This is a genomic window from Nostoc sp. (assembly GCF_036917415.1).
Classification (GTDB): Bacteria; Cyanobacteriota; Cyanobacteriia; order Cyanobacteriales; family Nostocaceae; genus Nostoc.
Genome location: NZ_JBALDJ010000128.1, coordinates 26,466 through 39,474, shown reverse-complemented (window position 1 = coordinate 39,474; position 13,009 = coordinate 26,466). Strand labels below are relative to the sequence as shown.

Here is a 13,009-nt window from a genome sequence, read left to right as displayed (position 1 = left end):
AAGCGCAAAGTTTCGCAAAGTTTCGCAAAGTTTTCTTTGTGTTCCTCTGCGTTAAACCTTCGCGTTCCTTTGCGTTTTTACTCTTATCTCTCTTTCGACTGCAAAACTGATAGCAATAAACAACACCATAAACCCTTGAATCGCGTAAACTACAGTTACCGGCACACCTGCACTACGCTGCATGACATTCGCACCACTGCGAAGCGCCGCAAAAAACAAAGAAGTCAATACTACACCGACAACACTACCACGACTTAAAAAAGCGATCGCAATGGCATCAAATCCATAACCTGGTGAAACTTGTTCAAATAACCGATATTTCAACCCCATCACCTCACAACTCCCAGCTAACCCAGCTAAACCACCCGCAGCAGCCATTACCAGCATAATGGTACGTTCAACCGATATGTGGGCATAACGGGCGGCAATCGGGTTAAATCCCACTGCCGTAATTTGATAACCTAGAGGCGATCGCACTAACAATACCCATAAAATACCTGCGGCAATTAAACCAAATAAAATACCAGCATGGGCGAGGCTTTGGGGTAATATAATTGGCAAACGGGATGTTTTAGCAATTAATGGCGAATAAGGACTAGGCGCACCTGTTGCCATTAATGGATTTTGTACGAGGTAGCTAACTAAATTTACAGCGATATAGTTGAGCAACAATGTAGTAATTACCTCATTCACTCCGCGCATCGCTTTGAGATAACCAGGAATCCAACCCCAAACTGCACCAAAGAAAAATCCTGCCAAAAGTGCTAAGGGGATATGAATCACCGCAGGTAATCCTTGCACGTATAACCCAATTAAAGTACTTCCCAACGCACCCAGATAAATTTGTCCTTCTCCACCGATATTAAATTGCCCAGCCCGCAATGCTACTAACACGCCTAAACTAGCGAACAGTAAGGGTGTCATTTTGGTGAGGGTGTTACCAAATCCAAAGTAGGTAGAGAGAGATTCTTGAAATAAAATGCTGTATGCAGTTATGGGATTTGCCCCAGCAATTAGTATCAGGATAGCACCGACGATGAGAGCGGAGGCGATCGCAATTAGCGGTGATAATATGGGTAGCAATCTAGGATGAATCCGATTAATTAGTGCCAGCACGAGCCTAACCCAATAGAACGCTTGTACTGGGGCATAACTGGGAACATAGAAAATCGCATTTTGAAACTTTCCTAAAGCGATCGCCTTCTCTGCATTTCTCAATAAACCTCATCATGAGTACCAATATAGATTAGCACGATCGTATCTTCATCCTCATCAGGATTGGACTGAAACGTGTAAATAATACGGCAATTATACTCGACCCAACAAGCCCACAAACCCTCTAAATCACCTTTTAACTTATGTGATTTTAAGGTAGGTGCAAATGGATTCAGTTACAAGTAATTCCACAACTTCAAAAATTGCTTCTTCTAAGCGAGGATTTTTACGAATAACTCGTTTAAAAGCACGCTTAAAGCTACTATCCCAAACAAGAACTCTCATCCTTCACTTAGCAAATCAGCCCGCAGATCCTCAAGAGTACCATGCTTGGCTGTACCTGTTCTAATTGCTTTCAGGGTTTGTGCAGCGTTTGTTGCAATTGCTTTACGCCGTTGATCAATCCGTCTTTTAGAAATTAGTTCGAGTAGTAAATCTTGCTCTTCGGTTGAAAGAGACTCTACATATTCAATGGCTGTCTGAAAAGATACAGGTTTGCTCATCGACAGTGTTAATATCTTTGAAAAATTCTAAAATTATAGATTTTGTCATTCTATACCATTTCTCTATAACAATGGGCTTAATCGCTTAGAGATTACGGCAATGGGATACTTCAATTAGACTTTGCTTTCACTGTGGTATTGATTTTGAATCACTGCAATCTTATCAGCAGTTATAGTCACAATCTTACCATTTTGCATAATACTAATCGATTGACCAAGCCGGCGATGTCTTTCAATGGCTGCTGCAATTGCTGCTTTGACTCCAACATCAATTTTGCTATGTAGCTTTTTCATCTCTTCTTCAGTCATTTTATACCTCGACAATATTGAAACAGTCGTTTTTCCTGAACCATTTGCACCACCAATGATGTCAAGACTCGGCATACAAATTTTGTATAGGACTTACGCACAGGTAATGGAAAACGAACCACAGAGGACGCAGAGGTCACGGAGAAATGAGAGTTTGAGAGGGTTTTTGCGTAAGTCCTAGTATAATTAAATTTATCCTCTTTGTGTCATTTTATCTCCCCGTCACTTTATCCCCACCAGCCATCAACAAACCAATCTCTTCCACTGTCGCTGTCTGTGCATCCAAAATAGCCCCAAACTCACCTCTGTAGATTACGGCAATGCGATCGCTCATTGTCATCACTTCTTCTAACTCTGTAGAAATATACAAAATTGCGGCACCGCGATCGCGTTCTGTTAATATTCGAGACTGGACGGCTACTGTCGCCCCAACATCTAACCCCCTTGTAGGTTGCATGGCGATAATTAAAGCTGGTGTTTGCGCCAGTTCTCGCGCTAACACCACTTTTTGTTGATTTCCTCCCGAAAGCTGACTTACCTTGATATCAATCCCATTCGCCCGAATGTCAAACTCTTGCATTGCAGCTTGGGCACGATTTGTGATCGCTTCTTGTTGTAACAAAAAACGGCGACAAAATGGCAGATATTTAAAAGCTTTTAAAATCAAGTTTTGGGCAATGCTAAATTGCAACACTAATCCCATTGTCTGCCTATCTTCTGGGATGTAGCCCACTGAGGAATGCTTGGGCGTAAACTCAATTTTACCCTGCTTAATAGTCCGTAAAAGAGCGATGGCATCAGCTAATTCTCGCTGTCCATTGCCATCGACACCAGCAATTCCTAAAATTTCTCCCGCCCGCAGTTCAAAAGAGACATTATTTACAGCAGGAATATTTCTTTCATCAGCAACTTGCAAATTTTGCACCGACAGGATAATTTCTCCTGGTAATGTAGAATTTTTATTTAACTGTAAAGCTACTTCCCGTCCTACCATCAATGTTGCTAACTGCTGAGGTGTCGCCGCTTCAGTTGATGTTGTTCCTACTACCTTTCCCTGGCGCAAAACTGTTACTGAATCACAGAGATTTATTACCTCTTCTAATTTATGACTGATAAAAATAATTGTGTTACCTGCGGCTGCCAATTGGTGCAAGATAACAATTAATGATTCGACTTCTGGCGGTGTCAAAACTGCTGTAGGTTCATCAAGAATCAACAACCTTGCTCGACGGTAGAGAACTTTGAGAATTTCTACCCGTTGTTGTGCTCCAACAGATAAATTTTCAACTTTGGCAGTAGGGTCAATTTCTAACTTATAAGCTTGGGATAATGCGGCGATTTCTTGCTGTTTATATTGTAAATTGAGCCGCCATGTTTTTTCCATCCCTAAGATGATATTTTCTGTGACAGTTAATTGAGGTACAAGCATAAAGTGTTGGTGAATCATACCAATACCTAATTTAATTGCTTCATTTGGTGAGGTAATTTTTATTGGTTGCTCTTGGAGATAAATCTCACCCCTATCAGGTTGATAGAGTCCACTAATAATATTCATTAAAGTACTCTTCCCTGCACCATTTTCACCTAGTATTCCATGAATAGTTCCAGATGCAACAGAGAGATTGATATTGTCGTTAGCAATAAAAGACCCAAAGCGTTTGGTAATATTGTTTAAGCGTAAATAGTTCATGTTCACAAAACTGATAGCTCGTAGTGAAGATTCGCGTCAGTTTTACCCCACCCTAACCCTCCCCTTTCTAAGGGGAGGGAATTAGATTAAAGAATTTCTCCCCTTTACAAGGGGGGTAATGTACTTCATTTAGATGCAAAATACTGTATCTGTATATTAAACTTATGTTGTTGCTTTCTTCACGCAGCGCGTATCCTTACCAGCCTCTTTGCAGTCTTCAAAAACGATTTTTTTATTAACAATTTCTTGGTTTGCATTCAATACTTTTTGCTTTACTGCTTCCGGTATGATTGCCCCAAATTTTCCTAAAAATAAGATATCTGTTCTTTCTAGCCCAATTGTATATATTTGTCCTTTGATTTTTTTTTGTTTGGCTAATTCTGCTATATAAGCTATGGCTAAATCTAAGCGTTTGACAGCGCTAGTTAAAACAGCTTTTGGTGCAACATCTAATTGATCCTTGGTGTTACCAAAAGCATATACTCCTTTTTCACCTGCTGTTTGTAAGACTGCGGCTGAGGCATTATCTAACCATTGATAGATGACATCAGCACCAGAAGAAATTATTGCCAGAGTCGCTTCCTTGGCTTTGGCAACATCATTCCAATCACCTGTAAAAGTAGAAGTAATTTGGATATTTGGTTTAACAGACTTTGCTCCTAATTCAAATCCCCGCAATTCTCCTTCGGTTGCGGGAAACTTCTCTCCAGCAATATAAGCTAATTTATTAGATTTAGTGACAGAAGCACCGATAATGCCACACAAATAACTAGCTTGTAGGTGATCTATTCGTAAAGAAGCAATATTCTCAGCCTTGAGATTACCATTTACTCCCACAAAAAATGTGTTGGGGAACTGTGAGGCGACTTGTTCAATTGCGGCATCAAATTGTCCGCCATGCGCGAAGATAAGATTGTAGCCTTTACGAGCAAAATCTGTTAATACTTCTGTTTGATCTGCTTGTGCTACTTTTTCTACATAGGCGGTTTGGGCACTTAGCTTTTGTTTTGCTAGATTGATGCCTTCATAACCAGATTGATTCCAGCCTTTATCAGTAATCATTCCAGGGAGAGCGATCGCTATTTTAAACCCTTCAGCACCACCCGTTGTTGTCGCTGTTGGTGTCGTCGGCTTATTACTGCAAGCTTGCAGCAGTAAACTAGTACCAAACCCTGCTGAACCAAGCAAGATAAATTTACGCCGACTAAAGTTTGTTGTCATACCTCGCCTTCAGATAGATAAGTATTTGAGTTATTTCAACACTCTAAAGTCGTAGGTGGTACTTTGGAAACAGTTTCTCCCGGATTTCTCAAAAACGCGATAAATCGCCGTCTCTACAATAATCAGTCTTTTGTAGAGATGACGATTCATTGCGTCTCTTACCTTATCCTGCATTTTATGCAGTTTTAGCATTTTCATCAGATGCTTGTTCTGCGACATTTTTCAAGCGACTCGATCTGATTTTGCGGATGCGATCGCTATAGCGAACACCACCCGCCATCTCATATTCCCGGCTATCTTTGCCGTACTTGATACCAACCACCATCAGCATTTTTTCAGAAAGCTGACTCAAGTTTTTTTCCATCTCTTCAATTTCACTTTTAGAAGAGTCAACTACAGACAGAGTAGTATTATAAACATCAATTTTGTTGCGTAACTGGTCGATTGACTCAACTAATTTTTCTAGACTATAATCTTCATCAAATTTGATGTTTGGAACAATCGACTTCAGTCCAGCCGATCTTAACTGAGCTTTTTCTAAAATCCGGGATGTGCGTTTTTTACGAGACATAAAATTACTCCTTTAAGATGCTGTTAGAGCTAGCTTGTCTCAATTAAGCTGCATTCCGGTTCAGTAAAACTCGCAATTTTTTTTACTAAAATTTTTGATTAATAACAGTAATTTTTCGTAACTTAATTACTAGATGTTGGTATTTATAAGCTCCCATAAGTTCTGAACCTGCTCCCATAAGTTCTGTAGCTGCTCCCATAAGTTCTGTAGCTGCTCCCGTAAGTTCTGTAGCTGCTCCTGTGAGTTTTGTAGCTGCTCCCGTAAGTCCTGTAGCTGTTCCCATAAGTTCTGTAGCTGCTCCCATAAGTTCTGTAGCTGCTCCCGTAAGTTCTGTAGCTGCTCCCATAAGTTCTGTAGCTGCTCCCGTAAGTTGGGGAGTGCGTAGATGCAAAGCGGCTTGTTGATGGATATTGGTGCGTAGGCAAAGCTTTTGTTGGCGATGCCTACGGCGGTAAACTACGCAGTTTATAGAAAGGCGATCGCCATCACCATATAGTTTGAACAAGATACTGTGTAATTTGCCGATCAATTGTCACAATTGGCAAATTCTCTACTTGGCTTTGGGCAATCAAAATCCGATCAAATGGATCTCGGTGGATACTTGGTAAACTAGCAACTTGCAAAACATGGCTCATTTGAATAGGTAAACTTTCAAAGCGATTAATCGCCAGACGACTTGGAATATACTGTTCTACAGATTCAGGTAAAGTCAGTTTCCCTAATTTATTTTTGATGACAATCTCCCAGGCACTTACCACGCTCAAAAATAGGATGTTACCTGAATCAGCGATCGCATTACGAGCGTTGGCAGATAATTGAGGGTCATTTGTTACCCACCAAATGAATGCATGGGTATCCAGTAAAGCTCTCATTACTAAACAAAGTTAGAACTTTCAAAATCACTCAAGATTTCTTCTGGTAAAGGCTCATTGAAATCTGGTGCAATAAACACTTTACCTTTATCTAAGCCTGGAATGCGAGGAGAACTGGTATTTGTGAGGGCGACTAGACGTGCAACTGGAATCCCCTGTTCAGCAATTACGACTTCTTCACCAAGCAATACCTGATTGAGAAGTTCACTAAATTTGGCGGTTGCTTCAGTAACGTTGACAGTGATAGTCATCTGCCTTGGTAATTAATTCCTAATATTTTTTAGGATAACACTGCATGGGTGGGCGATGCCTACGGCGGTAAACTACGCAGTTTATAGAAGAGCGATCGCACTAATTATCAGTTAGGCAAATCCAATTACTGCGCCGCACCCCACAAGCGTGAAATTGATATAGGTTTGCTCTGAAATACAACCCAAAGACTTTGGGCTTGACGAAAATATAATTGTTAAAATCAGCATAATGATGTCAAAATGCGAATAAAACACATCCAAAAGGAGAAAAATGCCAGCCATTGTTAAACTACAACTCTCCTTAGAAACTTTAGCAGAAGCAATATCTTCTCTTGATTTAACAGAAAAACGTCAACTTCAAGAGCTAATTGAGCAACAAATTTTTGAAGCCGAAGAAGTGTTGTACGAAGACGATGCAGAAACACTGGCGGAAATTCAAGCAGTTCGCGCTGAGTATAGCAATGGTGAGTCAGTGACTATAGATGAATATCTTGCTAACCGCTTAGAGCAGAGATAATGAGTTATGCGATCGTTATTTCAAAGTCGGTACAAAAGCAGATTGACAACTTACCAAATGATGTTGTTGAGCGTGTTATTGAAAAAATCCAAAATCTTGCTTCCCAACCGCGTCCCGATGGAATTGTCAAGTTAAAAGGTTTTGATAACGAGTATCGTATCCGTATTGGTGATTATAGAGTTCGTTACGAGATTGATGATGAAAGTCAACTCATACAAATTTTGCAGTGCAAGCATCGGTAAAGATGTTTATAGAAAAAATTAGTAGACCGAAAAGTTTTCCAGAAGCCTTACCAAACTTTCATTTGAGCGAGTCTATACCATTCGCTGGAATCGCGTTAAAATCAGCTTTTTAAGTAACGAGCGTTATGGATGGACTTTCTGCGATCGCAGCTAATGCTCTCATCAGGTTCCAAAGCATCGCCTGAAACCCTTATTCTTTCGTTAACTTTCAAAAGTTTTCGATCTATTGAAAGTTAGTAAAGATATGCTCAACGTAACTGCGATCGCCTTGTGAATTGAACAAAATTCTTGTTTGTAATTAGCAGATAAAAGCAACGCGAAAAAGTGAGATCATCGTGAGATGAGCTTTCTTGAGCAGGGGGAGCAAAGAGAAATTTAACCAACAGAAGAACCTCTCCCCCTACCCCTCTCCTATGAGGAGAGGGGAGTTTAGCTCCCTCTTCCCTACAAGGGAAGCAGGGTGGTTTCATACAAGCAAAGAAAAATTAAAACTGGGTTTCAAAGCCTCTCCCCCCGTGGGGGAGAGGAATGGAAGTGAGGGAAAAAGCCATGCCACTTTCACGAGAAATCAAGACTTATGTATTTTTCTTTTTTCGTATGAAACCACCCTGTCCAACGCTAGTAGGGAAGGGCTGGGGGGTTAGGTTTTTGATTACTGAATCGATGTTCTAGCAAACTAGCCAATAAATACTCAATCTATGTATTTAGCTCTTAAGGCTTGGCTACACTAGTGACATTCTTGTTGAGAACCTCTAAAGCTGTGAGAATTTTTTGTTTATTTGGTGTAGAAGCTTTAAGTCCTGCCTCGATCTCATCGGCTTTATCTTCAATTGTTTTGTAGCCACTGGGAGATTTAGCTTTGACTCCATCCTCAACCTTTGACCATGAATCCTCAAATTTATCAAATTCCCCTTTAGCTTTGGTAAAATTTCCCCCCTGAACTGCGGTCTTAGTATTGGTAACAACACCTTGTAGACTTTGAAATCCGGTTGTTGTAGTGGGAGTGGCTGCTGCATTAGGGCTGGTTGTCGCAGCGGGTGTAGCTGTGGTATTGGAGATAGAACTCCCAGCAGGTGATGTCTGTGCAGTAGGTTCTTCACCCTTATTGCATCCAACCAAAGTCATTAGGCTAATTGCAGCAACTATCAGTACTGGATTAAAACGATTCATTTTAAACTCCTCATCAAAACTCGTTTGTGTAGAATAGTACCGCAAGGCGGAAATCAAAAGTCAAAAAGCTTTAATTAATTTTGGACTTTTTAGCTGTTTTGAATGGTAGGTTTATTTCCACCTACCTGTACTAGGTTCATATTTGGCGCTGACTATGAACAAAAATATTAGGTAATATTTTTATCATTCAAATATTAAAGCTATCAAGGTAAAAAACTCGGAAAGAACTAATATTTTCTCTTTCCGAGTTTTTTACTGGCTGTGCTTTACGTTAAAAACAGAGTCTATCAAGACTCTTTACACCAATTACTGAGTTCGATTTTTCTCATCTAATTTGCATTTCAGGTGATATTGAGCCTACAGTGTAAAAAGTTTCTACCGACCGGAGAACTACCATGAAACGTTCATTTCGTAAGTATCATCGTATCCTTGGCATCATCCTATCTGTGCCACTTATGTTAACCGTGCTGACTGGGATATTAACAACCTTTGTCCGCGAGTGGTCTTTGAGTATAGGAGTTCCAGCTAGCTTCCTCCTAAGTATCCATACAGGCGAAATCTTTCATCTGGAAGGAATCTACCCAGTTTTAAACGGATTAGGACTTCTGGGATTGTTGTTGACAGGATTAAATATGTCTGGTTTATTTGGTAAAAGGACTCGGCAAAACCCTAATAATTAAACTAAAAAGCTAATGGCAAACGTACCTGAAAGCAGCTACCAACACCAACTTCACTGGTGATAGTAATATCTCCTCGATGAGTTCTAGCGATCGCTGATACAATAGCTAATCCTAAACTTAAGCCTCCTTTTCAGCTAATTCTAACCAGCGTTCAGTCGCCACATCGATCGCTTGCTTAAGATTTTCCACCTGTTCATACAATTTCTGCACTTGGCTATAATTCCCCGATGAGACATTCGCCAGTGTTTTCTCGGTTTCTGCCTTCTCAGCCTCTAACTCGGCAATCTTACCTTCCAACTGCTCAAATTCTTTTTTTTCCCAATTGGATAACCTACGTCGCTTGGTATTTTCTCCATCCTTGGGTGAAGCCGCACCATTTTGGACTTCGGCATTTTTGGGCTTCTCTTTAGTAGTAGCAGCTTGTTGCTGTGCTTCTTCAGCCTTCTTATAGTCCAGATAAACTGAGTAATTACCTGGATATTGCCGGAGATTACCGCCTTCCTCAAAGGAAAATACTGTGTCGATGGTGCGATCGAGAAAGTAGCGATCGTGAGAAACTACAATTACACACCCGACAAAATCTTCTAAATAATCCTCTAGTACTGCCAATGTCTGAACATCTAAATCGTTTGTCGGTTCATCTAAAATTAAAACATTAGGCGCACTCATCAAAACCCGTAACAGAAATAAACGGCGTTTTTCCCCACCAGAAAGTTTATGAATTGGGGCATACTGCTGATTACCAGGAAACAAAAACCGCTCCAACATTTGCGAAGCAGTAATTTGAGTACCATCGGTAATTTTGACAAATTCTCCTTCTTCTTTGATGTAGTCAATCACGCGCTGATTTTCGTTTAAGGCTGTCAGCAATTCTTCAGAATGCTGGTCAAAATAACCGATGTGAACTGTAGTACCAATTTCCGCAATGCCCGAATCTGGCTTAACCTGTCCAGTAATAATATCCATTAAAGTCGATTTACCAGCACCGTTAGCGCCAATAATGCCGATGCGGTCTTCTGGACTAAATTCGTAGGTGAAATTATTAATCAGAGTGCGTCCATTGTATGCCTTAGAAATGTTATCTAATTCAATAACTTTTTTGCCAATGCGACGACCAACTGTTGAAATATCAACTTTTCCCTGAACTTGTTTAAATTCAGTATCCCGCAGAGCATGAGCGCGGTCAATTCTAGCTTTTTGCTTGGTACTTCTGGCTTTTGGGCCTTTTTTGAGCCATTCTAACTCGCGTCGCAACAAGCCTTGGTGTTTACGTTGACTACTTACAGCAGATTCTTCAGCTAAAGCCTTCTTTTCGAGGTAATATGAATAGTTACCTGTATAGGTGTAAATGTCGCCTCGGTCGATTTCAATAATCCGATTGGTAACGCGATCTAAAAAGTAGCGATCGTGAGTGATCAGAAAAAGTGCGCCGCGATAGCGATTTAAATAACTTTGTAACCATTCTACAGAAAGAGCATCAAGATGGTTTGTCGGTTCATCCATGAGCAAAACATCTGGTTCTGATAGCAAAGCTGATGCTAAAGCAATGCGCTTGCGATAGCCTCCAGATAAAGTACTTATCTTGGCATCAAAGTCAGAAATTCCTAATTTTGTGAGGATGATTTTGGCATTAGTTTCTAGTTCCCAAGCACCAGTCGTATCCATCCGTTGCATCACCACAGAAAGGCGAGACATTAATTGACTATCATCTGGATAGTGAACCAATTTATCAGAAAGTTCTTCATACTCGCGTACTAAAGCCGTATGTTCGCCACTGTCGGCGAAAACTTGCTCTAAAACTGTGTGATTCTCATCTAAATCTGGCTGTTGGGGTAAGTAGATAATTTTAGAACCAGAGTTGATTAAAATTTGACCGCTATCAATGGATTCTAACCCGGCAATCATTTTTAATACGGTTGATTTACCAGAACCATTAGTACCAATTAATCCAACTTTATCGGTAGCATCAAGGCTAAAGCTAGCATCTTTTAAAATTTCCTTGATGCCAAAGTCCTTTTTTACTGATTGTAGTGTAATAATACTCATAAGATTGAAGTCATTAATTATTTTTTGTTAGTGAGTAGGCAAGGTTCAAACCTTACCTACATTCCCCGAATTCTATACAAATAAGTCCAAGGGAAGGTGTCCATACATTTCGTTGATTCCATCTTCGTTATAAGACTGGCAAGATACTAATACACCACGATGATGTCCAGGATATGAATCAAGATAACACAAGCCATTTTTACCATTTAGTTTGATATAAACTGGGCCTTCGGGTGTAAGTAAATTATTTGGCGGTTCATAACCCAAAGCCAGAGAATAGGTTTTCATCGCCAATATTCCTTCTTCTGCTGTATCAGCACAAATTCCTAAAATTTGGTAATCAGCAAGCTTGGTGAGCAAAATTAAGGCATTACGAATTACTGCTTTTTCTGATGGCTTGAGGATAGGGGCAATGTCTAGACAGTTGAATTTGTTCAGTAATTTTTTCGCTTCTTCAACGGTGAGATTCTGAGGATTGGGGGTTGACATAAACTTCGACTATTATTTTGTTGGTTTTTCTGTTGTGTTTGATTTGGAACTAGTACAGCACGGCGTAAATAAACAGACCATTCAAAATGGCACAAGAGCTTGGAATACAATTCTTTTGACTTTTGACTTTTGACTTTTGACTTCCGCCTTGCGGTACTAGCCCAACTTATACAACATTTGAAATTTTAGATTTTGAATTGGGAATCGTCCAATGTATTGTAAAATTTGTCTGAGTTCAGAGCAAATTCCATAACTTTAGACTTTGTTATCTTATGCCCGCTTGCCTTTTACGGTTGATTTTGGACATTCCCAAGGTTAAATATGAAAGGAACGCCGCTTTTGGAGTCACCACCCATAACCAGGACTTTCGGCATCTGAGCGCCGCCAGTCTTCCAAGCTTCAATTGCTTCTTTTTGCAGAACCAACTGCCCTCCTTGGGCTTTGAGTGTTTCTGCTAAGAGTCTTTGAGCTTCTGCTCTACCTTTGGCGCGATTCACATCTGCTTGTGCTTCTTGTTCAGCTTCACGTGCTACATAAACGGCTCTTTGCGCCCGTTGTTCAGCAATTTGTTTTTCTTCAACTGCTCTGGCAAATTCTGGTGAGAATGCTAAATCAACTACGCTAGTATCTAACACAATTATCCCATATTTATCTAAGCGATCGCCTAAGGCATTATCAAAGTCTTCTTTCAATTCACTTCTTTTGGTAATCGCTTCTTCTACTGTTCTTCTAGCTGCGGCAATTTTAAATGCTTCTTGTGTTTGGGGGGCAATGATTTTTGATACAATATTCGCTAATGTTCCTTGTTTCCTTCTAACTTCAACTACCTTTATCGGATCGAGGCGAAAGTTAATTGCAAATCTCGCAGATAAATTTTGCAAATCTTTAGTGGAACTCTCTGCTGGTACTTCAAATTTTTGCACCGTCAAATCATACACATCTATCACGGTGATAAAAGGCGGTTTTAAATGAATACCTTCCAATAAAGCGCCATCTCTCGCTTTACCCAAGATGCTGATTACTCCTGCTTGTCCTGGGTTAATAATGATATAGGAATTTAGCCCGATAATCACTAGTATTGCTAACACAATTCCCAAAACTGTGGTTTGCCAATTACCCAATTGCTGATTTTTCAAATTCCTCTCTCCAATATGAGTTTGTCATTTGTCATTGGTCATTTGTCATTAGGCATTGGGTATGGTTATTCACCTTGTCCCCTTGTCTCCCAGTGCC

The 13,009-nt window shown here is 40.2% G+C and carries 17 protein-coding genes; 3 read left to right on the top strand and 14 right to left on the bottom strand.

Features of this window, described 5'->3' with window-relative positions:
• Nucleotides 1-51 precede the first annotated feature (51 nt).
• The 9 genes from V7K41_RS31810 to V7K41_RS31770 form a co-directional block, all read right to left on the bottom strand.
• On the bottom strand, nucleotides 52-1,116 hold the full coding sequence (locus V7K41_RS31810) for an ABC transporter permease (RefSeq protein ID WP_334854519.1): 1,065 nt from the start codon (nucleotides 1,114-1,116) through the stop codon (nucleotides 52-54).
• A 380-nt stretch (nucleotides 1,117-1,496) separates the two neighbouring features.
• Nucleotides 1,497-1,718, bottom strand: a complete 222-nt coding sequence (locus V7K41_RS31805) for a hypothetical protein (protein ID WP_334854488.1) — start codon at nucleotides 1,716-1,718, stop codon at nucleotides 1,497-1,499.
• A 114-nt stretch (nucleotides 1,719-1,832) separates the two neighbouring features.
• On the bottom strand, nucleotides 1,833-2,102 hold the full coding sequence (locus tag V7K41_RS31800; protein ID WP_334854487.1) for a hypothetical protein: 270 nt from the start codon (nucleotides 2,100-2,102) through the stop codon (nucleotides 1,833-1,835).
• Nucleotides 2,103-2,238: 136 nt separating this feature from the next.
• Nucleotides 2,239-3,717, bottom strand: a complete 1,479-nt coding sequence (locus V7K41_RS31795) for an ABC transporter ATP-binding protein (protein ID WP_334854486.1) — start codon at nucleotides 3,715-3,717, stop codon at nucleotides 2,239-2,241.
• Nucleotides 3,718-3,879: 162 nt separating this feature from the next.
• A complete protein-coding gene (locus tag V7K41_RS31790; protein ID WP_334854485.1) occupies nucleotides 3,880-4,938 on the bottom strand; it encodes a BMP family protein in 1,059 nt (352 codons plus the stop codon).
• Between the two features lie 175 nt (nucleotides 4,939-5,113).
• Nucleotides 5,114-5,509 carry a hypothetical protein gene (locus tag V7K41_RS31785; protein WP_334854484.1) on the bottom strand — a complete coding sequence of 132 codons (396 nt, stop codon included), beginning with the start codon at nucleotides 5,507-5,509 and terminating at the stop codon, nucleotides 5,114-5,116.
• Nucleotides 5,510-5,594: 85 nt separating this feature from the next.
• On the bottom strand, nucleotides 5,595-6,014 hold the full coding sequence (locus tag V7K41_RS31780) for a hypothetical protein (RefSeq protein ID WP_334854483.1): 420 nt from the start codon (nucleotides 6,012-6,014) through the stop codon (nucleotides 5,595-5,597).
• The gene (locus V7K41_RS31775; RefSeq protein WP_334854482.1) at nucleotides 5,995-6,381 is read right to left on the bottom strand and encodes a type II toxin-antitoxin system VapC family toxin; all 387 of its coding nucleotides are present in this window, start codon (nucleotides 6,379-6,381) and stop codon (nucleotides 5,995-5,997) included. The genes V7K41_RS31780 and V7K41_RS31775 overlap by 20 nt, the downstream gene beginning before the upstream one ends.
• Before the next feature lie 2 nt (nucleotides 6,382-6,383).
• A complete protein-coding gene (locus tag V7K41_RS31770; protein WP_334854481.1) occupies nucleotides 6,384-6,632 on the bottom strand; it encodes a type II toxin-antitoxin system Phd/YefM family antitoxin in 249 nt (82 codons plus the stop codon).
• 271 nt (nucleotides 6,633-6,903) lie between these two features.
• Here V7K41_RS31770 and V7K41_RS31765 point away from each other — a divergent pair, with 271 nt between their 5' ends.
• Nucleotides 6,904-7,149: a hypothetical protein gene (locus V7K41_RS31765; RefSeq protein ID WP_334854480.1), complete on the top strand. Its 246-nt coding sequence runs from the start codon at nucleotides 6,904-6,906 to the stop codon at nucleotides 7,147-7,149.
• A complete protein-coding gene (locus V7K41_RS31760; RefSeq protein ID WP_334854479.1) occupies nucleotides 7,149-7,391 on the top strand; it encodes a type II toxin-antitoxin system RelE family toxin in 243 nt (80 codons plus the stop codon). Before V7K41_RS31765 ends, V7K41_RS31760 begins: the two co-directional genes overlap by 1 nt.
• Nucleotides 7,392-8,102: 711 nt before the next feature.
• Here the strand turns inward: V7K41_RS31760 and V7K41_RS31755 are convergent.
• Entirely contained in the window at nucleotides 8,103-8,561 is a 459-nt protein-coding gene (locus tag V7K41_RS31755) for a DUF4363 domain-containing protein (RefSeq protein WP_334854478.1), read from the bottom strand.
• 395 nt (nucleotides 8,562-8,956) lie between these two features.
• Between V7K41_RS31755 and V7K41_RS31750 the strand changes: the two genes are divergently transcribed.
• Nucleotides 8,957-9,241, top strand: a complete 285-nt coding sequence (locus V7K41_RS31750; protein WP_334854477.1) for a peptidase — start codon at nucleotides 8,957-8,959, stop codon at nucleotides 9,239-9,241.
• A gap of 1 nt (nucleotide 9,242) precedes the next feature.
• Here the strand turns inward: V7K41_RS31750 and V7K41_RS31745 are convergent, their stop codons facing one another.
• The 4 genes from V7K41_RS31745 to V7K41_RS31730 form a co-directional block, all read right to left on the bottom strand.
• Complete coding sequence (locus V7K41_RS31745) at nucleotides 9,243-9,332, bottom strand: hypothetical protein (RefSeq protein WP_442943324.1); 90 nt, start codon at nucleotides 9,330-9,332, stop codon at nucleotides 9,243-9,245.
• Between the two features lie 26 nt (nucleotides 9,333-9,358).
• Nucleotides 9,359-11,287, bottom strand: coding sequence for an ABC-F family ATP-binding cassette domain-containing protein (locus V7K41_RS31740; protein WP_334854476.1), 1,929 nt, complete (start codon nucleotides 11,285-11,287; stop codon nucleotides 9,359-9,361).
• 72 nt (nucleotides 11,288-11,359) lie between these two features.
• Complete coding sequence (locus tag V7K41_RS31735) at nucleotides 11,360-11,776, bottom strand: DUF1824 family protein (protein WP_334854475.1); 417 nt, start codon at nucleotides 11,774-11,776, stop codon at nucleotides 11,360-11,362.
• A gap of 287 nt (nucleotides 11,777-12,063) precedes the next feature.
• Complete coding sequence (locus tag V7K41_RS31730) at nucleotides 12,064-12,912, bottom strand: prohibitin family protein (RefSeq protein WP_334854474.1); 849 nt, start codon at nucleotides 12,910-12,912, stop codon at nucleotides 12,064-12,066.
• Nucleotides 12,913-13,009: the final 97 nt, after the last annotated feature.

What these genes read in the sequence shown, in the direction of transcription:
- V7K41_RS31805 (WP_334854488.1), bottom strand. Translation starts at nt 1,718, where the DNA reads ATGAGCAAACCTGTATCTTTTCAGACAGCCATTGAATATGTAGAGTCT.
- V7K41_RS31800 (WP_334854487.1), bottom strand. Translation starts at nt 2,102, where the DNA reads ATGCCGAGTCTTGACATCATTGGTGGTGCAAATGGTTCAGGAAAAACG.
- V7K41_RS31795 (WP_334854486.1), bottom strand. Translation starts at nt 3,717, where the DNA reads ATGAACTATTTACGCTTAAACAATATTACCAAACGCTTTGGGTCTTTT.
- V7K41_RS31790 (WP_334854485.1), bottom strand. Translation starts at nt 4,938, where the DNA reads ATGACAACAAACTTTAGTCGGCGTAAATTTATCTTGCTTGGTTCAGCA.
- V7K41_RS31785 (WP_334854484.1), bottom strand. Translation starts at nt 5,509, where the DNA reads ATGTCTCGTAAAAAACGCACATCCCGGATTTTAGAAAAAGCTCAGTTA.
- V7K41_RS31775 (WP_334854482.1), bottom strand. Translation starts at nt 6,381, where the DNA reads ATGAGAGCTTTACTGGATACCCATGCATTCATTTGGTGGGTAACAAAT.
- V7K41_RS31770 (WP_334854481.1), bottom strand. Translation starts at nt 6,632, where the DNA reads ATGACTATCACTGTCAACGTTACTGAAGCAACCGCCAAATTTAGTGAA.
- V7K41_RS31765 (WP_334854480.1), top strand. Translation starts at nt 6,904, where the DNA reads ATGCCAGCCATTGTTAAACTACAACTCTCCTTAGAAACTTTAGCAGAA.
- V7K41_RS31760 (WP_334854479.1), top strand. Translation starts at nt 7,149, where the DNA reads ATGAGTTATGCGATCGTTATTTCAAAGTCGGTACAAAAGCAGATTGAC.
- V7K41_RS31755 (WP_334854478.1), bottom strand. Translation starts at nt 8,561, where the DNA reads ATGAATCGTTTTAATCCAGTACTGATAGTTGCTGCAATTAGCCTAATG.
- V7K41_RS31750 (WP_334854477.1), top strand. Translation starts at nt 8,957, where the DNA reads ATGAAACGTTCATTTCGTAAGTATCATCGTATCCTTGGCATCATCCTA.
- V7K41_RS31740 (WP_334854476.1), bottom strand. Translation starts at nt 11,287, where the DNA reads ATGAGTATTATTACACTACAATCAGTAAAAAAGGACTTTGGCATCAAG.
- V7K41_RS31735 (WP_334854475.1), bottom strand. Translation starts at nt 11,776, where the DNA reads ATGTCAACCCCCAATCCTCAGAATCTCACCGTTGAAGAAGCGAAAAAA.